This window comes from Aliiroseovarius sp. M344 (assembly GCF_025140835.1).
Lineage (GTDB): Bacteria > Pseudomonadota > Alphaproteobacteria > Rhodobacterales > Rhodobacteraceae > Aliiroseovarius.
In genome coordinates, this window is the sequence record NZ_CP081153.1 from 2,174,586 (window position 1) to 2,199,305 (window position 24,720).

The 24,720-nt window shown below is 58.8% G+C and carries 26 protein-coding genes; 1 reads left to right on the forward strand and 25 read right to left on the reverse strand.

Annotated features, from left to right (window positions below; translation table 11 throughout):
- Positions 1-66: 66 nt before the first annotated feature.
- The 20 genes from K3556_RS10580 to ruvC all read right to left on the reverse strand — a co-directional run bounded on the left by K3556_RS10580 (position 67) and on the right by ruvC (position 18,901).
- Positions 67-1,119 (reverse strand): Hint domain-containing protein, encoded by a 1,053-nt coding sequence (locus K3556_RS10580; protein ID WP_260516754.1) that lies wholly within the window; start codon positions 1,117-1,119, stop codon positions 67-69.
- 245 nt (positions 1,120-1,364) lie between these two features.
- Complete coding sequence (gene folD, locus K3556_RS10585) at positions 1,365-2,267, reverse strand: bifunctional methylenetetrahydrofolate dehydrogenase/methenyltetrahydrofolate cyclohydrolase FolD (protein ID WP_260516755.1); 903 nt, start codon at positions 2,265-2,267, stop codon at positions 1,365-1,367.
- A 163-nt stretch (positions 2,268-2,430) separates the two neighbouring features.
- A complete protein-coding gene (locus K3556_RS10590; protein ID WP_260516756.1) occupies positions 2,431-4,107 on the reverse strand; it encodes a formate--tetrahydrofolate ligase in 1,677 nt (558 codons plus the stop codon).
- 205 nt (positions 4,108-4,312) lie between these two features.
- A complete protein-coding gene (locus tag K3556_RS10595) occupies positions 4,313-4,897 on the reverse strand; it encodes an MOSC domain-containing protein (protein ID WP_260516757.1) in 585 nt (194 codons plus the stop codon).
- Between the two features lie 93 nt (positions 4,898-4,990).
- A complete protein-coding gene (locus K3556_RS10600; protein WP_260516758.1) occupies positions 4,991-5,602 on the reverse strand; it encodes a LysE family translocator in 612 nt (203 codons plus the stop codon).
- A gap of 134 nt (positions 5,603-5,736) precedes the next feature.
- Positions 5,737-7,653: an ATP-dependent zinc metalloprotease FtsH gene (gene ftsH, locus K3556_RS10605; RefSeq protein WP_260516759.1), complete on the reverse strand. Its 1,917-nt coding sequence runs from the start codon at positions 7,651-7,653 to the stop codon at positions 5,737-5,739.
- Positions 7,654-7,740: 87 nt separating this feature from the next.
- Positions 7,741-8,994: a tRNA lysidine(34) synthetase TilS gene (tilS, locus tag K3556_RS10610; protein ID WP_260516760.1), complete on the reverse strand. Its 1,254-nt coding sequence runs from the start codon at positions 8,992-8,994 to the stop codon at positions 7,741-7,743.
- The gene (gene ybgF, locus K3556_RS10615) at positions 8,991-9,824 is read right to left on the reverse strand and encodes a tol-pal system protein YbgF (RefSeq protein ID WP_260516761.1); all 834 of its coding nucleotides are present in this window, start codon (positions 9,822-9,824) and stop codon (positions 8,991-8,993) included. Before ybgF ends, tilS begins: the two co-directional genes overlap by 4 nt.
- Positions 9,825-9,850: 26 nt before the next feature.
- Entirely contained in the window at positions 9,851-10,357 is a 507-nt protein-coding gene (pal, locus tag K3556_RS10620; protein WP_260516762.1) for a peptidoglycan-associated lipoprotein Pal, read from the reverse strand.
- Between the two features lie 148 nt (positions 10,358-10,505).
- A complete protein-coding gene (tolB, locus tag K3556_RS10625) occupies positions 10,506-11,810 on the reverse strand; it encodes a Tol-Pal system beta propeller repeat protein TolB (protein ID WP_260519230.1) in 1,305 nt (434 codons plus the stop codon).
- Between the two features lie 56 nt (positions 11,811-11,866).
- On the reverse strand, positions 11,867-12,583 hold the full coding sequence (locus K3556_RS10630; protein ID WP_260516763.1) for a copper homeostasis protein CutC: 717 nt from the start codon (positions 12,581-12,583) through the stop codon (positions 11,867-11,869).
- On the reverse strand, positions 12,580-13,647 hold the full coding sequence (locus K3556_RS10635) for a hypothetical protein (RefSeq protein WP_260516764.1): 1,068 nt from the start codon (positions 13,645-13,647) through the stop codon (positions 12,580-12,582). The genes K3556_RS10630 and K3556_RS10635 overlap by 4 nt, the downstream gene beginning before the upstream one ends.
- A 10-nt stretch (positions 13,648-13,657) precedes the next feature.
- Positions 13,658-14,140: an ExbD/TolR family protein gene (locus K3556_RS10640; RefSeq protein WP_260516765.1), complete on the reverse strand. Its 483-nt coding sequence runs from the start codon at positions 14,138-14,140 to the stop codon at positions 13,658-13,660.
- A gap of 1 nt (position 14,141) precedes the next feature.
- Positions 14,142-14,837, reverse strand: coding sequence for a protein TolQ (gene tolQ / locus K3556_RS10645; protein WP_260516766.1), 696 nt, complete (start codon positions 14,835-14,837; stop codon positions 14,142-14,144).
- Positions 14,838-14,947: 110 nt separating this feature from the next.
- Positions 14,948-15,331, reverse strand: a complete 384-nt coding sequence (ybgC, locus tag K3556_RS10650) for a tol-pal system-associated acyl-CoA thioesterase (RefSeq protein WP_260516767.1) — start codon at positions 15,329-15,331, stop codon at positions 14,948-14,950.
- A 33-nt stretch (positions 15,332-15,364) separates the two neighbouring features.
- On the reverse strand, positions 15,365-15,901 hold the full coding sequence (thpR, locus tag K3556_RS10655) for an RNA 2',3'-cyclic phosphodiesterase (protein WP_260516768.1): 537 nt from the start codon (positions 15,899-15,901) through the stop codon (positions 15,365-15,367).
- Entirely contained in the window at positions 15,902-16,579 is a 678-nt protein-coding gene (locus tag K3556_RS10660) for a hypothetical protein (RefSeq protein ID WP_260516769.1), read from the reverse strand.
- A 56-nt stretch (positions 16,580-16,635) separates the two neighbouring features.
- A complete protein-coding gene (gene ruvB / locus K3556_RS10665) occupies positions 16,636-17,703 on the reverse strand; it encodes a Holliday junction branch migration DNA helicase RuvB (RefSeq protein ID WP_409557748.1) in 1,068 nt (355 codons plus the stop codon).
- Positions 17,704-17,720: 17 nt separating this feature from the next.
- Positions 17,721-18,398: a Holliday junction branch migration protein RuvA gene (gene ruvA / locus K3556_RS10670; protein WP_260516770.1), complete on the reverse strand. Its 678-nt coding sequence runs from the start codon at positions 18,396-18,398 to the stop codon at positions 17,721-17,723.
- Positions 18,395-18,901: a crossover junction endodeoxyribonuclease RuvC gene (ruvC, locus tag K3556_RS10675; protein ID WP_260516771.1), complete on the reverse strand. Its 507-nt coding sequence runs from the start codon at positions 18,899-18,901 to the stop codon at positions 18,395-18,397. Before ruvC ends, ruvA begins: the two co-directional genes overlap by 4 nt.
- Positions 18,902-19,273: 372 nt before the next feature.
- Here ruvC and K3556_RS10680 point away from each other — a divergent pair, with 372 nt between their 5' ends.
- The gene (locus K3556_RS10680; RefSeq protein ID WP_260516772.1) at positions 19,274-19,471 is read left to right on the forward strand and encodes a DUF1127 domain-containing protein; all 198 of its coding nucleotides are present in this window, start codon (positions 19,274-19,276) and stop codon (positions 19,469-19,471) included.
- Positions 19,472-19,558: 87 nt separating this feature from the next.
- On the opposite strand, the gene K3556_RS10685 is transcribed toward K3556_RS10680, so the two are convergent.
- The 5 genes from K3556_RS10685 to hflK form a co-directional block, all read right to left on the reverse strand.
- The gene (locus tag K3556_RS10685) at positions 19,559-21,007 is read right to left on the reverse strand and encodes a Do family serine endopeptidase (RefSeq protein WP_260519232.1); all 1,449 of its coding nucleotides are present in this window, start codon (positions 21,005-21,007) and stop codon (positions 19,559-19,561) included.
- A gap of 239 nt (positions 21,008-21,246) precedes the next feature.
- Positions 21,247-22,281, reverse strand: coding sequence for a fatty acid desaturase (locus K3556_RS10690; protein ID WP_260516773.1), 1,035 nt, complete (start codon positions 22,279-22,281; stop codon positions 21,247-21,249).
- A gap of 113 nt (positions 22,282-22,394) precedes the next feature.
- Positions 22,395-22,580 carry a DUF2065 domain-containing protein gene (locus K3556_RS10695; RefSeq protein ID WP_260519233.1) on the reverse strand — a complete coding sequence of 62 codons (186 nt, stop codon included), beginning with the start codon at positions 22,578-22,580 and terminating at the stop codon, positions 22,395-22,397.
- Positions 22,580-23,449, reverse strand: a complete 870-nt coding sequence (gene hflC, locus K3556_RS10700; protein ID WP_260516774.1) for a protease modulator HflC — start codon at positions 23,447-23,449, stop codon at positions 22,580-22,582. The genes K3556_RS10695 and hflC overlap by 1 nt, the downstream gene beginning before the upstream one ends.
- Entirely contained in the window at positions 23,449-24,594 is a 1,146-nt protein-coding gene (gene hflK, locus K3556_RS10705; RefSeq protein ID WP_260516775.1) for an FtsH protease activity modulator HflK, read from the reverse strand. Before hflK ends, hflC begins: the two co-directional genes overlap by 1 nt.
- Between the last annotated feature and the right edge of the window lie 126 nt (positions 24,595-24,720).

Below are 24,720 nucleotides of genomic sequence, written 5' to 3' on the forward strand. Positions count from 1 at the left end.
CCTCGCAAAACCTGATGGCGCTGGTCGCGGCGAAGATCACCGGACTGAGACATCGCTTTTGCCAGCTTAATGCACCGCCAACAAAGGCTTTCTATTGGACGCATGACGCCGCACCAAGGTCTTCATGTGTTTGCCTTTGGGTGGGCAGAACCGCGCCATCGCAGGCAGATAGTCTGATGCGACCAACTCGGGAAACAACGTAATAATCTCGTTATAGGCGTCGTCGCCAACACTCTTTAAGGCTTCTTTCCCAGTGAACAGGCTTTCGGTCGGGGCGCCTTCAGAGAAAACGATTTCGTGGCTGTCAAACAGCATGTGCATATAGGTCACCGGCGCATCGACGGTGTCAGTAAAAATGCCGGGAATGTCGACCAGCTTGTGCGCCGGGATCAGCGTCTCTTCCTTGCCAAACATGCGTTTTGCGATGGGTGACCGCACCAACACACGATGTTGCGGCGACACGCACAGATCGCGCAACGGCAAATTCGCGCCAAGCGCCCCGGCCTTGATCCGGATCGGCGTCAGTTTCGGCTTCTTCAAAAGCTCGCGAAGGCTGAGGTCCCGCTTGCCGATCCAGCGGATTTTCTGCGGGCCATTGTCCAGTGTCAGCACCTCGTCGCCAACGTCCAGCGTTTCGATCTTTCGCGCGCCGGCTGGCGTGTCGATCATCGTGCCTGTCACAAAACAGGGCACGATTGAACTGACCGGGATTGAAGGGCCATTATTGGTAACAGCAACAACTGTGAGGGTGGTATTCAGGGGCGGGATATTGGCATTCAAAAACGCAATGTAATAGCCTTGCTCCGCAGTCGGCCATTGGTAGTTTCCACTGCCGTTTATGTCCCAATCCATCACCCCCACTTCGTAGGTATTGGTCCCATCCGTGACCTGAATGGTGTAATCCCAGATGATGACTTCGCCATTGTAGGTCTGGCTGGGGTCATTCGGCGTCTCGTTGACGACAGTATCGCCCGTAATGATTGAACTGTCACCGCCATCCGTGATCGAGATTTTGCTGTAAGAATTGATCTGAAACGTCGACCCTATCGTGGCATAGGTCGCCGTATTGGCCGACATCGTCGTATTGGTGCGGAACGCACCATATATTGAAATAGACATGCTGTACCTGCAGCGCCACGTGAAGGCGCCCTTTCGTGCGACTCTGTGGTCGCTATCGACTGCTCAATTGCTCGCGACTTTTTTTGCGTCGCGTTCGCGTCGTGAAGATTAACAGATTATTAGCAGGTGTGAGAAAAAATATTTGGCCGAATAATCAGAGTGCTATGTCTGCAACACTCTGATCCGCAAGAAAAAAAGGGGCAAATCTGAACCTGCCCCCCCGTGATGCCGTGATCACCCGTTTCTTAGGCCGTCAGCCCCTCTGGTTCGACCAGTCCATTTGCACGGCAGCAAGCCGTCAGGGTATTGGCCAGCAGGCAGGCAATCGTCATCGGACCAACGCCACCGGGCACAGGGGTGATTGCGCCCGCAACCTTCGCCGCACTGTCAAAATGCACATCGCCCACAAGGCGGGTCTTGCCCTCGCCCTTCTCTGGCGCGTCGATGCGGTTGATGCCCACATCAATCACGGTCGCACCGTCTTTGATCCACTCGCCCGGTACCATTTCGGCCCGACCGACAGCGGCCACGACGATATCCGCACGCCGGACGACCTCGGGCAGGTCTTTGGTGCGGCTGTGCGCGATGGTGACGGTGCAGCTGTCGCCCAGCAGCAATTGCGCCATTGGCTTGCCAACAATATTCGAGCGACCGATGACCACTGCATTCAGGCCCGACAATGACCCATGATGGTCGCGCAACATCATCAGGCAGCCCAACGGCGTGCAGGGCACCATGGACTTCTGGCCCGTTCCCAGCAGGCCAACATTCGAGATATGGAACCCGTCGACATCTTTCGCAGGATCAATCGAGTTGATCACAAGGTCTTCGTTCAGGTGGCTGGGCAACGGCAGTTGCACCAAAATACCATGCACTGCGGGGTCGGTGTTCAACTTGTCGATCAGCGCCAGCAGATCGGCTTCGGAGGTGTCAGCCTCAAGCTTATGCTCATAGCTGTTCATGCCCACTTCGACGGTCTGCTTGCCCTTTGAGCGGACATAGACTTGGCTTGCGGGATCTTCGCCCACCAACACAACGGCCAGACCGGGGGTAATTCCGCTTTCGTCTTTGATACGCGCCACATGGGCAGCGACCTTTTCGCGTACCGTGGCCGCGAAAGCTTTGCCATCAATGATCTGAGCTGTCATCGCCCACTCTCCTCGTATGTCCATATTTGGCAGGTCGAGACGACAAGAATCTGGCGTGCTCTGACCGACCTTTGGCCTTCTTCAACGGCCTTTCCATCGCCCCGGCATTGACCATTGTCAATTGCAACAAGGCGCGGCGCTTGAGCGCGCCGCGCCCCTTCGATCAGAACAGACCTTCGATTTCGCCGTCTGCGTTCAAACCAATAGTCAAGGCCGCGGGTGCGCGTGGAAGACCCGGCATGGTCATGATCTCGCCGCAGACCACAACGATGAAACCAGCGCCTGCAGACAAGCGCACCTCGCGCACGGGCACAGAATGGCCAGTGGGCGCACCGCGCAGCGATGGATCGGTCGAGAAGCTATACTGAGTCTTTGCCATACAGACCGGCAGGTTGCCGTATCCCGCCGCTTCCCAGTCTTTCAACTGATTGCGGATCTTGGCGTCGGCCAAAACCTCGTCGGCGCGATAGATCCGCTTGGCGATGGTTTCGATTTTCTCCATCAGCGGCATCTCATCGGGATAGATGGGCGCAAAGCTGGCAACATCCGCATCGGCCACTTCGGCCACACGTTTTGCAAGATCCGCTGACCCCTCCGAGCCCAATTCCCAATGGCGCGACAGGATAGCTTCGGACCCATGACTATCTACATAGTCTTTCACAGCCTGCACTTCGGCGTCTGTATCGGTGACGAAATGGTTGATCGCGACGACGACCGGCACACCAAAGGATTTCAGGTTTTCGATATGACGTCCAAGGTTGGGGCAACCGGCTTGAACGGCCTCTACATTCTCAGCACCCAAATCGGCTTTCGACACGCCGCCATTCATCTTCATCGCACGCACGGTGGCCACCAGCACGACGACGCTGGGCGAAATTCCTGCCTTGCGGCACTTGATGTTCATGAATTTCTCGGCGCCCAGATCGGCCCCGAAACCAGCTTCGGTGACAACGTAATCTGTCAGTTTCATCGCGGTCTTGGTTGCGATAACCGAGTTACAACCATGCGCGATGTTGGCAAACGGGCCGCCATGCACGAAGGCTGGGTTGTTTTCCAGCGTCTGCACGAGGTTCGGCTGCATCGCATCTTTCAGAAGCACAGTCATCGCGCCATCGGCCCCGATGTCGCGGCAATAAATCGCCTTACGTTCGCGTGTATAGGCCACAATGATGTCGCCCAGACGCTTTTGCAGGTCCGCCAGATTGTTGGACAGACATAGGATCGCCATTACTTCGGACGCCACCGTGATGTCATAGCCAGTCTGACGTGCGAACCCGTTTGACACACCGCCCAGAGAAACCACGATATCACGCAGCGCGCGGTCGTTCATGTCGACGACACGGCGCCACGCAATACGGCGTTCGTCAATCTCAAGCTCATTGCCCCAATAGATGTGGTTGTCGATCATCGCCGCCAGCAGCGAATGCGCCGAGGTGATGGCGTGAAAATCGCCGGTAAAATGAAGGTTCATATCCTCCATCGGGACGATCTGCGCGTACCCGCCACCGGCAGCCCCACCTTTCATACCGAAGTTTGGCCCCAGTGACGCTTCGCGAATGCAGACCATCGCCTTTTTGCCGATCCGGTTCAGACCATCACCCAGACCTACGGTCGTGGTGGTCTTGCCTTCACCGGCGGGCGTTGGGTTGATCGCGGTGACAAGGATCAGCTTGCCATCTTTCTTGGACTGAACCGAGTTGATGAATTCCTGGCTGACCTTTGCCTTATCGTGGCCGAAGGGCAGCAGGTGTTCGGTCGGAATGCCCAGCTTGTCCCCAATTTCTTGGATCGGGCGTTTTTTCGCTTCGCGGGCAATTTGGATGTCGGACTTATAGCTCATGGCGGATCCTTAAGGTTCAATCGCATTTTCTGGACGGGTCGCAGCCCTGTTTATCCCGCGACCGTTTGTCCACTGATACATATCTACACAATTTTCAGCTCATAGAGCGAAATCCGACATGTTTGCCTAGGAATTCGTCGAAATGCCAATTGCCGGTTTCCGATGAGAACCTTGTGTTCCGGGCAAACCGTTTCAGTGGCGTTTGTCACCGGCCAGGCTGCCATGCCCGCTGGCCGGGCAAGTGCAGGCGCAATTGATCGCCCAACTTCAACACACCGGGATGTTCGACCCAGGCGGTAACGCCGCGTTTTCCTTTGGCCGCGGGCTTGAAGCCGATGCCGTGGCCGGGACGCGCCCGCTCTACCTCGCGGCTGACGAAATTGCAGGGTTGGTTTTCCATATCCACCACCAACACCGCGCCACTGTCCGCTTGCAGCCGCGCTGATGGGGGCAGATGGGTGAAATCCGGCAAACCCGCAAGCACCATCGACGCCCCCAGCCAGGTTGGATCCAATGCCTCAAGCTTCAAATCGGCTGCAATTTCGGCCAGTTCCTCAGCGGACAGCACAGAAAGCTGCCGGACATTCCGAATTTCCGTGCCAAGTGGATACTGGCTTGTCACCCGCGGACAAGAGGACCGTGTCAGGCCCGACCGTGCCTCGCCCACCACGCCTTCGTAAGTCAACTCGACTGTATCGCAGGCAACCGAGGTCAGTGTTGCGTCGCGGTCAGCGGTTTTACCAAGCCATGTGATTGTGGCGTAGTGGTCGGTTGGAATGAGGGCGGGCATAATGGCTCCTTCTTGAAAATTTTGCGCATCCTGCCAAGCCTTGCCTAAAGTCGCAATCAACCTACCGACCCAACACCGGGACAGGCAGATTGATCAAACCCCGATCTGGCCCGCGAAAAACATCCACACCGCTACAGCGCCAAGGATCACGGCGAATACGCTGTTAAGCCAGCGGGCATGGGCGGGGCTTCTGAAGCGTGCCAATATCTGATCCCCCACCACGGTCCAAAGAAGGAAGGCGATGAAGTTGTTCAGAGCGAAAACCGTCGCGATCCAAATCACGGTCGAGACACCGGGCATCGGAAAGGCCGCCAGAAACTGACTGAACATCAAGGCGATGATGACATAGGCTTTGGGGTTGAACACCAAAAGTAGCGCGCCACCAATCGCCCCAATCCCAACCGCATCGCGCCCGTGGCCTGACAAACCCGCTTGCAAGAACGTCCACGCCAACCATGCCACATAGGCAACCCCTGCCAACCGAAGCGCTGAAAACGCCGTGGGGGCCATATCTATCAGCGCCGAAAACCCCAGCCCAACGGCAAGGGTCACAATCCAGGTGGCAGCGTGGTAGCCCAGATTGGCGCGCATTGTCGCCCGCAACCCCAACCGAGCCCCCATCGCCGCGAAAACCATGTTTCCGGGTCCGGGGCTATAGGCCAGAGGGGCCAGAAACAGGATCAACGCGATTGTCGTTTGCAGCATGTGAAGCCTCCCTTCTGACAAAGATGGAAGAACACGCAGGCCAATTCGATCCGTATCCTGCGCAAATCCGGCGGCAAAGAAAAAACCCCCGAAGGGCGGAACCTTCGGGGGTTTGAATTTTTGCGTCGCTGCAATCAAGCGGACGGTTCAGGCTCCAAATCGCCATCGCCTGCCGGCTTGGTCCGCGGCTTGGTCTTGGGAATCGCCGTGAGGGATGGTGCATTGCCTTCATCCGGCGTGTCGTCGTCTTCGCTTTTTGTCGGGGGATCGCCCTTCATAACCCGCGCGATCTCTTCGCCGGTCAGGGTTTCGTACTCCAAAAGCCCTTGCGCAAGGTTTTCCCATTCCGCTTTCTTTTCGGTCAGGATCTTGAACGCGGTCTCGTACCCGGTTTGGATGAAGCGCTTCACTTCTTCCTCGATCAGCTCTTTGGTATGCGCCGACACCGAGAAACCAGCCGTGTTGCCCGAATACCCCTCGGCCGCTTCGGCATAGTCGATATTGCCAACCTTGTCGGACATGCCCCAACGCATCACCATGGCGCGCGCCAGACCTGAGGCTTGCTGGATATCACCTGCAGGCCCGTTCGAGACGTTATCTTCACCATACTTGATGATTTCGGCAGCTTTACCGGCCATGGTCATGGCAAGCTTTTCTTCACATTCGGAACGATGCCAGTTCAGGCGGTCGATCTCGGGAAGCGACACGACCATCCCCAACGCACCACCGCGCGGAATGATCGTCGCCTTATAGACCGGGTCACATTGCGGCAGCGTCAGGCCAACCACGGCATGTCCAGCCTCGTGATAGGCTGTCTTTTCCTTTTGGTCGTCCGTCAGGACCATCGAGCGTCGCTCGGCCCCCATCATGACCTTGTCTTTCGCGTTCTCGAAATCTTCCATGGTCACAAAGCGGCGACCAATACGCGCAGCCATCAGGGCGGCTTCGTTCACAAGGTTGGCCAGATCAGCACCGGACATGCCCGGCGTGCCACGCGCGATAATGCGCATGTCGGCATCTGGGCCCAGCGGAACTTTGCGGGCATGGACGCCCAGAATTTTTTCGCGGCCTTTGATGTCGGGGTTGGGTACAGTAACCTGACGGTCAAAGCGGCCCGGACGCAGCAGGGCTGGATCCAAAACATCACGACGGTTAGTGGCCGCAAGGATGATCACACCCTCATTGGCCTCGAACCCGTCCATTTCGACCAATAGTTGGTTCAGCGTCTGTTCGCGTTCGTCGTTACCACCACCGTAGCCTGCGCCACGCGAGCGGCCCACGGCATCAATCTCATCGATAAAGACGATACAAGGCGCGTTTTTCTTGGCTTGTTCGAACATGTCACGGACGCGACTTGCGCCGACGCCGACAAACATCTCGACGAAATCCGAGCCAGAGATGGTGAAGAAGGGCACACCGGCCTCGCCCGCAATCGCGCGCGCCAGCAGCGTTTTACCGGTGCCCGGAGGTCCAACCAGTAGTGCACCTTTCGGAATCTGACCGCCAAGGCGGCTGAATTTCTGCGGGTTGCGCAGGAATTCGACAATCTCTTCCAACTCTTCCTTGGCCTCATCAATGCCCGCCACATCGTCGAAGGTTACCCGGCCTTCACGTTCGGTCAGCATCTTGGCTTTGGATTTACCAAAGCCCATGGCCCCACCGCCCCCGCGACCCTGCATCCGGTTCATCATGAAGAACCAGAACCCGATCAGCAGGATCACCGGCAGAAGCAATGTCATAAGGCTCATGAAGCCCGACTGCTGTTGCGGTTCAGCTTTCAGTTCGACACCCTTATCAAGCAGCAGGTTTGACACCTCCGCGTCACGCGGAACGACGGTCTGATACATCTTTCCATCTGCTGATTGATAAATAACTTTTTCACCGTCGATGGTCGCGGTCTTAACCTCGTCCCCTTCGACAGACGTCACAAATTCCGAATAGCTGACCTGCGATGCTGCCAACCCTGCTTGCCCGTTCGAGAACAGGTTGAACAAGGCCAGGATCAACAGGAACAGAACGATCCAGAAAGCGAAATTTCTCGCGTTGCCCAAGGGTATCTCCTTTGAATGCCATGGCGACAAGGCGCAGCCTATCAGGCCACGCTGTGCCACTCTAAAATAGGGATGATCGCAGTATGTTCAATGCGATAAAATCGTTGATAGGAATTCTTCTGTGTCAGGCAAGCGCAAAAGCAGCTTCATTTCGCCAAATCCGGCAAGCGGGGCGGCGATCACTTGGTCCTGGTGCCAAAGGGCTGGGCCAGCCATCAGGGTGGTCCGGGTCAACCCGGCATCGCGCCAGTTTTCACACTGAGTGATGCCGTCCCCCAGCGGTTTCACCAGCAAATCCTGCACCTTAGCCGCGTCCGGCGCTTGCAGTACCCAGCGCCCATCCCAAAGCGCACCGGGGTGCGACTGGGTCGATGCCACTGCATTCAGCTCGCGCCCGATCACAAGCCCGTCGGATGTGCGCGAGATAAGACAGCCCTGCAACGTGCGGGTTTTCCCTGACAAAACATCGTTTTCCAAAGCACACAGGGCGGTATATCGCGGCCGGTAAGGTGTCGAAGACACATAATTGATAGCATGTGCCAACAGCCGATGGCGCGTTTCGGTCGGCAGTTTGCCGAAATCTTCCCGCGCGAAATGCACATCGCCGCCTTGCACCTGCGCAATCCTTCGCGCGGAATCATGTGCCAACCACGACAAGGCATCGCGCGCGCCTGCCATCCGGTCCGCCGTTTCGGTCAACCGTGCACGATCCAGTCCGATATGCGACAATTGCTGCATCGCTTGCCGCACCCGGACCCGATCAAACTGCGTGTCATCGTTCGACGGATCCTCGACCCAGTGTTGCCCGAGTTTAACCAACACGTTGCGCAAGGTCGCCCGGTCAGTGGCCAAAAGAGGTCGCATCCACTGCACCCCCCGGTCCCTCCAGTCGGAGCGCATGGTGGCCAAACCATCCACGCCCGACCCACGCGCAAGCCGCATGACAAATGTCTCTGCCTGATCATCCGCTGTGTGGCCCAACAGGACCGCATCAAGCTTCAGCCGCTTTGCCCATTCGGCAAGCAGGTCATAGCGGGCCCGGCGGGCGGCATCCTGCAGATTTCCTTCGGGGCTGTTCTGCCATACCAATGTCTCGTGCTGCACACTCAGACTCGCACAGGTATCATGCACCAATTGCGCCTCGTCCGCTGCGTCAGGTCGCAACCGATGGTCGACCGTCGCCGCAAACAGTGCGGCTCCATGCGCGCTGCACCAGTTTTTCGCAAGCCGCAAAAGCGCCATGCTGTCACCCCCGCCCGATACGGCAACACCCAAACGCAAAACGGGCCCGCCTGCGCGGACCCGATGCAGGGCGTCTGCCAGATCAGCGTCAGGCGTCATTGGCACCCAAGGCTGGCCCGCGCCGCTTGCGCATCGTCGACCGCTGGCGTGCCGGGGAACCGTTTTCCAACTTCGCTCAATGTCGCACAGGCTTCGGAAATCTGCCCCAATGCGCCCAGAGCATTGCCCAACCGGAACAACGCATCAGGCGCTCGGTCGCTGTTGGGAGCGCCGGAAAAGGCGTTCAGATATGACCGCGCCGCAGATTTGATGTCACCCTGCCCCGTCAAAGCCTCTCCACGCTGGAAATGCGCTTCGGCTGTCAGTGGCCCACCGGGATAGGTTTCAATGAAGGTTTCGTAAAGCGCGGCAGCGGCATCGAAATCCCCTGCCTCTAACGCGGCGCCGGCGGCGTCGAAATCCTGCTTCTCACCCACGGCAAGCTCGGTTGCCAAGGGTTGTGCGGGTTCCGGGGCGGCGACAGGCCCTACTGGAACCTCTCCCCCGCCAAGGGTTGAGGTTTCGCCAAGTTTCGAGACGTCGCCACCTTCCAATTCGACCAAGCGGAACTCAAGATCGCCAAGGCGGTTCGTGCCATCCTTAACGATCGAGTTGATGCGGAATTCCAGCTGTTCGGTCTGACCGGTCAGACGCGACAATTCGCTTTCGATCACGGCGATCCGCTCGGTCAAGCTGCCGGACCCGGTTGCGACATTTGCCGCCCCCGTGGTGGACAGCTCTGTCCTGAGTTTCTGAACTTCGACATACAGGATCGACATCTCTTGCCGGATATCGGCAAGAGATTGTGCGCGGTCCTGCGCTGAGGCCGAAGCCACCAACGCAATCGACAGGCTTAGGGCGGCGGCGGTCAGTCGGGGGAAACGCAACATCCGAACTTCCTCTATTTGGTCGTGGCTCAGCTTGTGGCCGCGCCAGCGGCCAGAACTGTCACAGCCCGGCGGTTCTTGGAATAGCAAAGCTCATCTGAACAAATCTCAAGCGGGCGTTCCTTGCCATAGCTGACTGTTTGCAGGCGGTTCGGGGCCACGCCACGTTCAATCAGGTAATTCTGCACGGTCGAGGCGCGACGCGCGCCCAGTGCGAGGTTGTATTCTCGCGTGCCTTGTTCATCTGCGTGCCCTTCGATCACCGCGGTATAAGCGGTGTTTTCCATCAGCCATGCGGCCTGCTTGGTCAAAAGGTCTGCACCTTCCGGATTAAGCGAGGATTGATCGACAGCAAACAGCACGCGATCCCCGATGGTTTGTTGGAAATACGCGGGTGATTTGGGGTCAGACGGGCTGCCCGCCACATAGTCACTGCCCAGTCCGGCAGTGCCATATTCGTCGCCCAAGCGGTCTTTTGAGCAGGCTGAAAGCGCCATAGCACCCACAACCAGCGTAGCCATTGCAAAACGGTTCATGATCGATCCTGTATCCATTTTCTCGCCCACCCTTTGGTCAGGCAGGCCATTTGTTGCTCGTTGGCGTTAGCTTAGCAGCAAAAACGCCGTTTGGAAACGGATCGGCACTGGCCCGCTGGCAAGGGCCGATCCCTGCGCAATTTTGCGCTTATTTCAACAGAGGCGACCACGCCGGGTCTGACGCTGCGCCTTCGGTGACCACCCGTCGCAAATTGCGGCCCGAGATGTCGACCGAATACAATGACGGTGCGCCCGTCGCCCCTTGGCTTTCACGGGTAAACATAATCACCCGACCATTGGGTGCCCAGGTTGGGCCTTCATCCAGGAACGAGGCTGTTAAAAGCCGTTCCTCTGATCCATCCGTGCGCATGACACCAATGTGGAAGCGGCCGGCATTTTGCTTGGTGAAAGCGATCAGATCGCCGCGCGGCGACCAGACGGGAGTGCCGTAACGCCCTTGCCCGAAGCTGATCCGCGCCGCTTCGCCACCGCCAGCAGGCATGACGTAAAGCTGCGGTGTGCCGGACCGGTCGCTTTCAAAAACGATCTGGCTGCCGTCCGGTGAAAAGCTGGGCGCAGTTTCGATGGACGGGGTCGACGTCAAGCGACGCGGATTGCCGCCGTTGATGTCCATCGCATAAATGTCGGTGTTGCCCCCTGAGGACAAGGAATAGACGACCGTTCGACCGTCTGGCGAAAAGCGCGGCGCAAAGGTCATCGTGCCTTGCTGCTGTGACAAAACCTGACGCCCGACCGTGGCGACATCCAGAACATATACCTGCGGGAAGCCGGTCTCATAACTGGTGTAAAGCACCCTGTCGCCGGTCGGCGAGAAGCGCGGGGCCAACACCAGCGCCGAACTGTCGGTCAGATATTGAACATTCGCGCCGTCGTAATCCATGACCGCAAGCCGCTTGCGCTTTGCATTTTTCGGGCCGGTTTCCGCGACAAACACGACGCGGCTGTCAAAATAGCCGCTTTCGCCGGTGATGCGGCTATAGACGATGTCGGCGACCTTATGTGCCACACGGCGCCATGACCCAATGGACCCCGAAAACTGAAGCCCCTCACCCAGAGGTTGGCCCGAAAACACGTCATAGACGCGGAATTTGACATTGATGCTGTCACCAGACGCGGACACCGCGCCGGTGATCAAAGCCTGCGCATTGATCGCCTTCCAATCGGCATAGGCGACCGGGCTAGCAAAGCTTGTGACGCCCGACACGAACGCGTCGGCCGGGATTTCGCGAAACAGCCCGGTGCCCGCCAGATCGGCTGCCACCACGCGCGCGATGGAGCTTGCATATTCGCCAGCCGCGCCATTCTCGTCCTGAAAATCAGGGACCGCGAATGGCAAGGGCTCGATCACACCATCAGTGATTTCGATCCGCAATGGCCCTTGAGCCTCAGCCGGTCGGCTCAGTCCAAGCACGCTGGCGGCGGCCACAATCATGACAGCCAAAACTGCGCCAAACGATCTTTCGAGGATCAGTTTCTTGAGGTTAATGCTCATGCGCCCAATTCCCTCTTCATTTGTTTCACTCGGTTCTTACAGGTTTCTTTGCGTCCACCGTGAGGGGAGAAATTTGAAAACCTCTCCCCTTCGGACGCAGTAACAGCGCAAGAAGCATGTACTTCGACAACCCCCGTCTGCGCCACGAAATCAGAAATATTGTCTTCTGTCAGCCCGCTACCGGGCATTATGGTGATCCGACCAGCCGCTTGCTGGACCATGGCGCGGATCATTTCGGTGCCTTCAACCGCCGCCGCAGCCCCGCCCGACGTCAATACGCGTTCAAATCCCAGCGCAATCGCCTGTTCCAGCGCCGCCAACGGATCCGGCACAATATCGATCACGCGATGCAGCGTTGCCCCCAGCCCTTCCGCAGCGGCCAGAAGACGTCCCAGCACACGGGTGTCCAATGTGCCGTCAGGATTCTGTGCGCCAAGGACAACCCCGGCCAGATCCGCTTCTTTTACGGCGGCGATATCATCCAGCATGACCTGGATCTCCGCTTCTGAATAGACAAACAAACCACACCGGGGTCGGATCATCGCGTAGGACGGGACGCCCAGCCCCGCTGCCGCAACCATCAGCCCGGTCGATGGCGTCAGTCCCCCTTCGGACAATGCAGCGCACAGCTCCATCCGGTCTGCCCCGCCAGCTTGCGCCGCGATGGCCCCGTCGATCGTATCCACACAGACTTCCAATTTGCGAGGCATCATTTGATCCTCATCTTTTCGGGATTGAAGGTCATCTCGATTTCCTGCCACTGGCCGTATTTTTCGGCCGGCAGGTCAAAACCAGCCGCGCCACAGCGAATGATCGCGCGCCGGGCGGCTTGAAACGCTGTGTTGGCCGCGCCTTCCGACGGGCCTTCCCATGATGCCATGCGGATGCCCTCGGGCTTGCCGTCGCGGCTCATCGAGACCATGACGACCACGGTGGTGGACAACGCGTCGGTCGAGCTTGAGCCAAGGTTCCAGCACCGGCTGACCGCGACCCGCAGCCCGTCTTTCTCGCCGCGGGTAAGCGGCGGGCCCTCGGGCACGTCCTCCGCCGGGCTGTCAGTTTCCCCGCCAGCCACCTGTTCGGCCACAGCCGCCGCGATCGCCGCTGCATTATTCGCAGGCGCAGGCGTTTCGGTGGGTGTTTCGGCTGGCGTCTCTGGTTCAGCAGTTTCAACGGGCGCGGGGCGGTTCGGTCTGCTTTTCGGCCGCGCAGAGGTCGCGGGGGCCAAAGACGGGTCTTCCACCGGCTCTTCCGCCTCGGTCACAATCTCGGTCGTGGCTTCAGGCGGCGCGGTTGGCGTCACCTCTTCCGGCACCGGCTCGGGTGTAGGCTCAGGCGAGGGTTCGGGTGCGGTGACCACTTCGGGCGCTTCTTCAACGGGCGTTTCCGGCGCGGGCGCTGGGGTCGGCGCCACGCGAGGCGCAGGTGCCGGTGGGGCAGTTTCGGGTTCGGGAACGGGTTCCGGCTCGGGTGCAGGTTCAGGTTCCGGGGTCGGTGCAGGCTCTGGTTCCGGCTCTGGTTCTGGTGCGGGTTCCGGTTCGGGCGCAGGCGCAGGTTCCGGCTCGGGTGTCGGGCGTGGTGCAGGCGGCGTGTCATCTTCGGTTGCGGCCTCACCTTTCGGCGCGCTTAACGCTGCAAATTCATCTTCCGAGATGATCGACACATCAGATACTTGCACAAACTCTTCATCGTCGGAGAAGTTGAACACTCCGCCGAATAGCACCCACAGGATCAGAATCCCGTGGACAGATGCCGAGATGTAAAGACCTCTGCGCATACGCTCTGCCCTAGTTGTCCGTGCCGGTCAGGCTTGGGCCGCCACCTTCGGTCACAAATCCGATCGACGTGAAACCCGCCGCGTTCAGCGCGCCCATGATTTGGGCGATCGCATCCCATTCCACCTGCCCGTCAGCGCGCAGGAACACCTTGTTGTCGGTGCGTTCTGCGGCCACGGCGCGCAGTTTGGTGATCAGCTCGTCCCGCGCAATCTCTGCAGTTTGCAGGAAAACCTGGCCATCTTCGGTGATGGTGATCGCCAGCGGATCTTCATCAGGCGCATCCAGCGATTTGGCGGCTGTTTTCGACAGTTCGACGGGCACGCCCACGACCATCAACGGCGCGGCCACCATGAAAATGATCAGCAGCACCAGCATCACGTCCACGAAGGGTGTGATGTTGATTTCTGCCATGACCCGGCGATGCTTGCCACGACGACGCCCGCGACGGGCGCGTCGATCCGCCCCCCCGCTTTGTTGCACACCCGCACCCATATCAGCTGTCCAGCTGACGGCTGAGGATGGTGGCAAACTCGTCTGCGAAGGCTTCGTATCCAGCCAGAATGTTGTCGCTGTCCACGCTCAACTTGTTGTAAAAAACTGCCGCCGGGATCGCGGCCAGAAGCCCAAGACCCGTGGCCAGAAGGGCCTCGGCAATACCGGGGGCCACAACGGCCAGGTTGGTGTTTTGCTGCTGTGCGATTTCGATAAAGGCATTCATGATGCCCCAAACGGTGCCGAACAGCCCAACGAAGGGTGCTGTTGACGCCACGGTCGCCAGAAAGCTCAGCCCGTTGTTCAGCTCTTCACCCTGCTTGGCAATTGCCACATCCATCGACCTGTCGATCCGCGATTGCGCGTTTGCAATCAGACCGCCATCGGCCCGGTGGCTGCGCCGCCATTCCAGCATGCCCGACGAAAAGACCTTTTCCGCTGATCCGCTGGGGGTCGGCCCGATCTGGTCAAAAAGCTCGTCCAGCGGCTCGCCCGACCAGAATTTCCGATCAAACGCTTCGGCGTCCGAGCGGGCCCGCCGGAACGCCATGTGTTTTGTAATGATGATTGCCCACGACCAAATGGACGCCACTATCAATAGCAGCATCACTAACTTGACCGTGAAAGTTGCGCGAAGAAAAAGGGCGAGGAAGGAGAAATCGATCTCCGCCGCCGCCTGAAGCGTTTCCGTTTCCATATGTCTGCCTCTGTACCGCCACCTCTTTGGGCAGCTTATCTGCACAAATACTAGCCCAATGCCATAAGGAATGCCATCAAAACCGCGTCATCGGCGCTAAAGGCGCTGGCTTAGTGAATCAAGCGGCGGATATTTGCCGGAAGCCGCGCAGGTTGGCCTGTCTCTGTCACACAAACGATGGTGACAACCGCTTCAAACAAACGTTCTTCGCCGCGTTTCACAACCTGTTCCATCACCAGACGCGCGCCGGTGACCTGCTGAACAGATGTTTCAACCTGCAACTCTTCGTCAAAACGCGCCGAAGACAGATAGTCAGCTTCGACCCGGCGCACGGCGAACACCTGTCCGTCCTCGCGCATCGCATTTTGGTCGATGCCTATCTCGCGCACCCAATCGGACCGGGCGCGTTCAATATAGCGCAGGTAATTGGCGTAATAGACGATCCCGGCCATGTCGGTGTCTTCATAGTAAACGCGGATGGGAAAACGGTGCATTGGGGCCTCGGCTCTGGACTGCTAGGCCTGACCCTAGCCGCGAAGGGGATAGTCTGCCAACCGCTCATATCGCGCGCCGTCCGGGCGCAACTCCGAGCGATAGAGCGACAGCGTGTCCAAGGTCACCGGATCAAACCGGATCGCGCCATGGGTTTCCAGCGCGCGACCCAAAGCCGACAGGTCACCTGCGGTCGGATCGCGCGGCAATCGCGCCAACGTCACGTGACCCCGAAACCTCCGATGTGGCAGCGTGATTCCGGCGCGACGCACAGCCCCCATGACCTGCTTGCGCAACCCATCCACCCCATGCGCGTTGACCGCGAGCACCGAGGGCACAGCCCCGCCCAAGGGCACCAGACCGGCCAGATCGACGGTTGCGGGCGGCGCGCGCAACAGATCAAGCTCGGTGTGCAGGTCTTCCAAGGCGTCGAGCGGTTGTTCATCTAAGAACGCCAGCGTCAGGTGGATGTTTTCCTCGGGCAGCGCGCGCCCAACCCGAAGGCGTCCGGCAAATCCGGCAAGTTGCCCGGCCAGAAGGTCCGGCAAGGGAAGGGCCAGAAAGCAGCGCATTCAGTGTCGCGTTTCCGCTTGCGACTGTTGACCCTGCATCCGCGCAAATATCCTGAACGCGTGAGACGCATCGTCAGCCGCAGGCGGCAGCATCGGATCATAGGCCGCCGCAATCAGTGTCGCAATTTCGGGGCGCAGGATGGTCTGGCCGTCTGGCAGCAGCGCCAGCGGGCTTTTGGCCGCAAACGCACCCTCGCTCCAGAGAAGCATCGCCTGCACAGCTTGCGTCAGAACAAGCGTTTCGGCCGGCTGGTCTGCCATCGCACCCTGCATGCAAACGAAAGTGAAACAGGCTTGAATGGCGTTCTGGTCGTCAAACCGGAAGGCGCGATATTGTGAGGCCCCGGACGCCTTCAGCCGGGCGACAAGCGGATCCAGCCCGGGGATCATCTCGCCCAGTTTCGGCACGTCCAGAAGCTCGTCCCAATCGCGAAAGAAAAAGACCATCAGGTTTGCCCCGAGTTCTGGATCGGTTTCGGCCATCTTGTGTCCAGCCAGAACGACCACGGCCTCAATCGCACCTTTGACGACCTGCAATGTCGCCTCCTCGACGCCGAACACGATCGGCACGATCGGACGGCCCCAACGGGAAAACGTGAAATCACCATTGGCACGGGTGAAATGTGCCGTCACGTCTTCGGGGGTCATAAGGGGGGCGGCTGAATTGGGGGCTGTCATATCGCGTCTCCTGATCTGCGGTGGGATGTCCCGCAAATGGACGCGCGTTTCAAGGGCTAACCGTCGAAAAGTTGTCCCTGCCCTGACCCGCGCGGCGCGGGCGCGGGAGCGGTCAGGCCAAGATGGCGCCATGCGATCTGGCCCAACATCCGCCCGCGCGGCGTGCGCTGAATCAAGCCTTGTTGCAGCAGGAACGGCTCGATCACCTCCTCCAGTGCATCGCGGCTTTCGGAAAGGGCTGCGGCCAGTGTTTCAATGCCAACTGGCCCGCCACCGTAATGCTCGGCCATCAGACCCAGATACCGCCGATCCGCGCCATCAAGGCCCAAATGATCGACGCCAAGCCGCGTGAGCGCATTGTCCGCCAAATCGCGAGTGATGCGCCCGTCGCCCTCGACCACCGCGAAATCGACAACGCGGCGCAACAGTCGCCCAGCGATGCGCGGCGTCCCACGGGCGCGTTTTGCAATTTCGCGCGCGCCGTCCTCATCGGCGGGTGCGCCAAGTTTGACAGCGTTGCGGGTTACGATCTCGTGCAACTCATCCACGGAATAGAATTGCAGCCGCACCGGGATACCGAACCGGTCGCGCAGGGGTGTGGTCAAAAGACCTAACCGCGTCGTCGCGCCCACCAGCGTGAAGGGCTGCAACTCGATCCGTACAGTGCGGGCCGCCGGACCTTCACCGATCACCAGATCCAGTTCGAAATCTTCCAGCGCGGGATAGAGCACTTCCTCGACCACTGGATTGAGCCGGTGAATCTCGTCGATGAACAACACGTCATTGGCTTCCAGATTGGTCAGGATCGCTGCCAGATCGCCCGCTTTGGCCAGCACAGGGCCAGAGGTCATGCGGAAGTTCACGCCCAATTCGCGTGCCATGATCTGCGCCAAGGTGGTCTTGCCCAGTCCCGGCGGGCCGTGAAACAGCACGTGGTCCATCGCCTCGCCGCGTTTGCGTGCACTTTCGATGAAGATGCGCAGATTGGCCCGTGCCTCGGCCTGACCGATAAAGTCGCCCAGCGTTTGCGGACGCAGGGCGCGGTTCACGTCCTCGGCGTCTTCGGGGCGGGGTGCCGGTCGCAGCGTAGGGTCCGGTGTGTTCAGGGGATCAGAGGCGGTCATGAACTCTTTCTAGCCCCCTACCCTTTGGGCGCAAGAAGTTTCAACGCAGCGCGGATCAGGCCAGAGGTCTCAAGCGATGGATCCTCGCCCAGCGCCTGTGCGACAGCGGACGCTGCTTCACCGGGCGCATAGCCCAGATTGGTCAAGGCAGACAACGCTTCAGATTGCGCGGCTGCATTGCCCGGGTGCGCCGGCGCAGCAACGGGCGCAGATGGGGCGACCGGTTCAATCACAGCCTCATCCGGCAGCGTATCAGCCGACGCTGCTTTGGTTTGGCCAGACAGCGCCATGACCGAGGCTGCCTTGTCTTTCAACTCGTTGACCACGCGCTGCGCCGTTTTGGGGCCAAGCCCCTTGGCAGCCTTCACCGCGTTCCAGTCACCCAGTGCAATCGCACGGCTGACCCCGTCCGGCCCCAGCGTGCTGAGGATCGACATCGAGGCTTTCGCGCCGATGCCCTGAACGCTCGTCAAAAGCCGATGCCATTCTTTTTCAACCAATGTGGTGAAGCCAAACAGTTGCAGATTGTCTTCGCGCACCAAAAGCTCGGTATAGAGCGCGACCGCCTCGCCCGGTCCAGGCAAGCTGGCCATAGTGCGATCCGAGACATAGACCAGATAACCCACCCCGCGCACATCGATCAGCACGTGATCTTCGGCACGGTAATCAAGACGTCCTGCGATTTTCCCAATCATGCCGACGCCTTTCTAAGCGCAGCTTCCAGCCGCCCCGCAGTCTGCGCGTGGAAGGCATGGCAGATCGCGATGGCCAGCGCATCTGCTGCATCGGCGCCTTTGATCTGAACGCCGGGCAACTGCATTTTCACCATGTGCTCGACCTGTTTCTTGTCGGCGTGCCCGACTCCCACCACGGCTTTCTTCACTGCATTGGGGGCGTATTCCCCGATGGACAGTCCAGCCTTGGCAGGCACCAACAACGCAATGCCGCGCGCCTGCCCCAGCTTTAGGGTGGCGACCGCATCTTTGTTCACGAAGGTCTGCTCAACCGCGGCAGTGTCCGGGGCGAACTGGCCCAGCACCTCGGACAATTGGTCGTAAAGCGACAACAGCCGCGACGCCAAGTCGCCGGTGCGCGAATGGCATATTCCGTTGGCCACGTGCGACATACGTGTACCGTCTGTGTCGATCACACCCCAACCAAGGTTTCTTAGCCCGGGGTCAATGCCAATTACGCGCATGGTAAACCCTGTCCGTCTGCTCTGTCCGGTTGCTATCGCGTAATGCGTGGCAACACTCGTTTTGATCGGGACTAGCACGAAACAAGAACACGCGCCAGAAAGATTTGCGAAGCCGCGCGGTTCCCGGACGTCTGACGCTGCGCCTCAGGGCTGATGTTTTTATGACACAGCTCGTTGTCAGAGGCGAAATCAAACGCACCATTTGCGCCAATTTCGTCCTGTTTTCGACCGTGCACAATCTGAATGCGACCCCATGCAAAAAACGCATATGGGTCATGCAAATAAGAGACTTGTCGCAACGGAAGTTCGGTTCTACGTGCCCGTCAACGCAATGATGCAAAGCACAGTATTTTAACCGAGAAGGACAAGAAAATGGCTGCTTTCGAAACCACCTACATCCCAGCACAAGGCGCGTCTTTCGGGAACCGCCTGTCCGCAACCATTTGGGCCGCTGTCGCCTCGATCTCGACTTGGAACGACGCCCGCAAGACACGCATCGCGCTGTCCAAGTTGACGGACCGTGAGCTGGACGATATCGGCCTGTGCCGCGGCGACATCGACGCCCTGTAAGCACACCACAACGACAAAGCCCGCGCGGTTAGGCGGGGGCTTTTCGCCCCGTCCGGCCACGCCAGACGGGGTTTTCTTTTGTCTGGACTATTCCAGCGTCAATGCCACGAAACGCGGATTGTCATCGCGACGCACTAGAAGAAGCACCGACTTGCGGCCTCCGTCTTTTGCAGCCGCAAGGCGCGCTTCAAGGTCTTCGATAGACCCGACGGCCTCTTGCCCGGCTTCGGCAATGACATCACCAGCGCGAATGCCTTTTTCAAAGGCTTCGCTGTCTTCGTCGATATCCAGCACAACCAGCCCCTCGGCGGTTGGCTTCAGGCCGAGTTCTTCGCGGCGGGTGTCGTCAAGTTCGCTCAGCGACATGCCAAGCACTTTGCCTTCAACCGGCGCTTCTGGTGCCGTCTCGCTGGGTGCCTCGCCCGGCGCTGTACTGGCATCCTCGCGACGGCCCAGCGTGATCTTCAGCGTTTCGGTCTGACCGTCGCGCAAGATCAACACACGAACCGCCTTGCCGACCGGCGCATTGCCGACAATGCGCACGAGTTCGCGCGTGTCGGTCACGTCCGTACCGTCGAAGGCCAGAATGATGTCATTGGGCAGAATGCCGGCGTCTTTTGCCGGACCATCAGGCACATCTGTGATCAGCGCACCGTTGGTATTCTCCAGCCCCATGGCTTCGGCAATGTCATCCGTGATGTCCTGAATGCGGACACCCAGCCAACCACGACGGGTTTCACCGAACTCTTTCAACTGGTCCACAACGCGTTTCACCACCGTGGAAGACATCGCAAAGCCGATACCGATTGAGCCACCATTGGGGCTAAGGATCGCGGTATTCACGCCGATTACTTCGGCATCCATGTTGAACAACGGCCCGCCCGAGTTGCCCCGGTTGATCGCTGCGTCGGTCTGGATGTAGTCGTCATACGCACCCGACAATTCGCGGTTGCGCTGAGAGACAATCCCGGCCGAGACAGAAAAACCCTGACCCAGCGGGTTGCCCACGGCCATGACCCAATCGCCGACGCGCATGATATCGCTGTCGCCGAACGTCACAAAGGCCAACGGCTTGTCGCTTTCCACTTTCAAAAGCGCAATGTCGGTGTTGGGATCGGTGCCGATGACTTTGGCCGGCAGTTCACCACCACCGTTGAAAAACTCGATCATGATCTCGTCCGCGCCTTCGATGACGTGGTTGTTGGTCACGATGAAGCCGTCCTCAGAAATAACGAAACCGGACCCAAGCGCCTGACTGCGTCGCTGGCGTTGTTGTTCTCCGTTACCATCCGGGCCACCGGGCTGGTTGCGTTCAAGGAAATCACGGAAGAAATCTTCAAACGGGCTGCCTTCGGGTATCAATGGCTGGTTGCCGGTTCGCTGGGCAACAAGGGTCGAAGTGGTGATGTTCACCACCGCCGGACTGACCTGCTCTGCCAGATCGGCAAAACTGTCAGGAGCGCCGCGCGCCTCGGCTCGAAGTCCGGTTGCAAGGACCACTGCCAGCGCCATGATAAGCCCGACAAAAGCGCGCATGCCCCGGATCTGCATGTGTTCGGGGGAAATAGCCTGCACTTTCACACCTCTCTCCTTTCAAGAAACAGTTTCGGGCCTCTGCCCGATTAGGAATAGTCTCTAGATAGGGACGCAAAAGCGCAACGCAAAGTTCCTAAACAGTGTTCACCGGCATGTGAACGTCTGTAATGCGGCGTGAGGCAAGTGCTATGCGCGCAGTGTGGCCCCCAAAAGACCTGTACTTACGCTGATTGGAAGGCTTAACCGTAGATCGCGCGGGCTTGTGCAAAAGACAAAAGCTGTTTGTTTTTTGCATCCCACAGATGCAGCCGCGCACAAGACAGGCTTTCTGCAATCGTCATCCGGTTGGCCTGTGCCAGCTCGGCATGATCGCGCAGAACTTCGGTCAGCCGATAAAACGGAATGCGACTGTATAGGTGATGCACGTGGTGAATGCCTATATTGGCGCTGAACCATTGCAGAACAGGCGGCATGATATAATGCGAGCTGCCTTCAAGTGCTGCATCGTGAAGCTGCCATTCCTCTTCGGTGCTCCAATGTGTGTCTTCGAATTGGTGCTGGACATAGAACAGCCACATGCCGGCCGTGGCCGCCAGAATTGTGGTAGGCAGGAAAATCAGGAACACGGCCGCAAAGCCACCGAAATACCAGATCACACCCAGGCCCGCGACGATTGCCAGATTGGTGCCCATCGCGCTGATCCAGTATCGAGCGCTGTTCATCAGGCCAAGTGGCAGGCGGTTTTGCAGCAAGAAAAGATAGCTTGGGCCAAATCCAAAAAGAACCACAGGGTTTCTGTAGAGCCGATATCTGAGCCGCTCGAATCGTGACAGCTCATTATATTCGTCAACAGTCAGGGTCACGATGTCGCCGATCCCCCGCTTGCCCAGATTGCCGGCAGAGCTGTGATGGATCGAATGGGTGCGCCGCCAAACGGCATAGGGGGTCAGGGTCAAGACCCCGATCACCCGCCCCACCCAATCGCTGAGCGCGCGTTGTTTGAAAAATGCCCCGTGACCGCAATCATGCTGAATGGTGAAAAGGCGCAGTAAGAACAAAGCGTTGACGATCGAGATCGCAAGCGTCAACCACAGGCTGACCGACATCGACAACCACGCCAGAACCCACAAGATTATGAACGGGCCAATGCTGACACCAAGCTCAAACGCACTGCGCCACTGGTTCGGTTCGCGATAGGCGGCCAATGTCTTAACCCAGTCTTTTGCGGATTTTGGACTGTCGGATGATGTCGGAAAGTCTGGTGTGTGTTTCATGAGCCTGCTTTTTCAATAACTCGGGCACGGATATACGACCTGCCCCACATAGCAAGTAATTTTTGCGAAATGGTCAATGTGCCACGGGTACCTGACGTCCAGCCATCACAGGTCTAAACACGCGACAGCCACACCAGCACAACACCCAACGCAAGCGCCAGCAACCCGATCAGCCGTCGTTGATCGCGTGACATCGCTGCCATCATGGCCACAAGGTCATCCAGACGCGAAGGGGCCAGTGCGAACACCAGCCCCTCGATCACGAGCACAAGCCCGATCCCTAACAGTATCGTTGAGATCACCGGCCGGTATCCGATTTCAGATAATCAAAGAATTCGCTGTCTGGCGATATGACCAGCGATGAATTGCCTCCGACCAACGAGTTTTCATAGGCTTCCAGCGACCGCAGGAAGGCATAGAATTCTTCGTCGCGACCCAGCGCATCGGCCAGAATACCGTTGCGGCGGGCGTCAGCCTCACCTCGGATAATCTGCGCCTGCTTGCGCGCTTCGGACACGGTTTCAACCACGGTCCGATCTGCGGTCGCCCGCAAACGTTGCGCGGCTTCATTACCACGTGCGATTTCATCCGCAGCCAGACGCTGACGTTCAGCCCGCATCCGTTCAAACGTTGCTTCAAGGTTTTGCTTGGGCAGATCGGCACGTTTGATACGCACGTCGATGATCTCGACCCCCAGCGACGATGCTTGCGCGCGTGCTTGGTCGCGGATCTGGTTCATCAGTAGAACACGGTCAGCGGACAGAACCGCATTCGAGTTCACTTTACCCAGAACCTCACGCAGTTCAGCGTTCAGGATGCGTTCAAGACGCGGTTGCGCACCGGCTATCGAGCTTGCGCCCACCGCACGGCGGAACTGCTTGGCATCGGAAATGCGCCAGCGCGCAAAGGCGTCAACTTCAAGCCGTCGGCTGTCTGCAGGCGTCACTTCAAGCTTGCTGGTTTCCAAAGGCAGGATACGAGCGTCATATTTGACGATCTCGTGAAACACCGGAATTTTGAAATACAGGCCGGGATCGGTGATCTCGGCTTGCACTTCACCAAACCACAGCCGCAGGGCGGTTTCGCGTTCATCCACGATGTAGACAGCCTGCAAAGCACCAAAGACAAGCGCGACGATGGCGACAAGGAATATCTGAGTACGTTTCATCAGTTCGTCCCTCCTTCGGTCTGCGCCGGTTTGCGGGTCAGCTCATTCAGCGGCAGGTAAGGCACCACGCCCCCTTCTCCGCCGACGTTGTTGTCAAGGATCACCTTATCCACGCTGCGCATCACCTTCTCGATCGTTTCCAGATACAGGCGCTTTCGCGTGATTTCCGGTGCCTTCGCAAATTCGTCGTACACCGCGATGAAGCGGGCGGCTTCACCTTCGGCCTCGTTGACGACACGGGCACGATAGCCTTCGGCTTCTTCCAGAAGCTGAGCGGCCTCACCACGTGCCGCAGCGACCACACGGTTTGCGTAAGCATCGGCTTGTTTCTGCAACGTGTCGCGGGTCTGCTCGGCAGCCTGCACTTCACGGAAACTGTCGATCACGTCCTCAGGCGGGTCGGCCTTGTCAAAGTTGACCCGAACGATGTTGACGCCCGACTGATATCCATCCAGCGTCGACTGGATCAGATCTTGCAGATCCTGTTGGATGATCCCGCGATCCGAAGTCAGGATCGGAGACAGGCGAGAGCGTGCGATAATCTCGCGCATGGCTGATTCCGACACAGCCTGAATGGTGTTTTCCGGTGCAGCCAGATTGAACACGAACTTCTCGAGGTCCGAGATGTTCCAGACAACCTGAAAGTCGATATCAACGATGTTTTCGTCACCGGTCAGCATCAAGCCTTCGTTGGTGCCATCGCCGATGTTGATCACGTTCTCACGCGTCACCGGATAGATTTCCCGGGTCACAATCGGCCAAGGCGCAAAGTTCAGACCCTCTTGGCCAACGCCGTAACGTTCGCCGAACAGAAGTTCGACCGATTGTTCAGACGTGTCCACGCGATAGAAACTGGCATAAATCCAGACCGCGACAGCTACAAGGGCAACCAAAAGGATGGAGCCGCGTCCGATGCTGGGGCCTTCGCCGCCGCCTGCACCGCCGCTGCCGCCGCCGCGTTTGTCGCCACGGCCGCCCATGAGCACGCGCAACTGCTCCTGACCCTTTTTCATAAGCTCTTCGATCTCAGGCATTTGCGGTGGTTCGTTTCCACCGCGCTTGCCGCCGCCGTTCGAGGGGGGACGCCCGTCCGAGCCGCCACGGTTACCACCGCCGCCCCAAGGGCCGCCATTGTCACTGGCCATTTGGTCCTATTCCTTCCACGTAAATGGTTTCGACGTATACCTGACCCTTTGCGGGCCGGATTTCAAGGCAAAGGGCATGTGAACCGCGCCCTTTTGGTTTGAAATCCATGTGGTTTCGCATTGCAG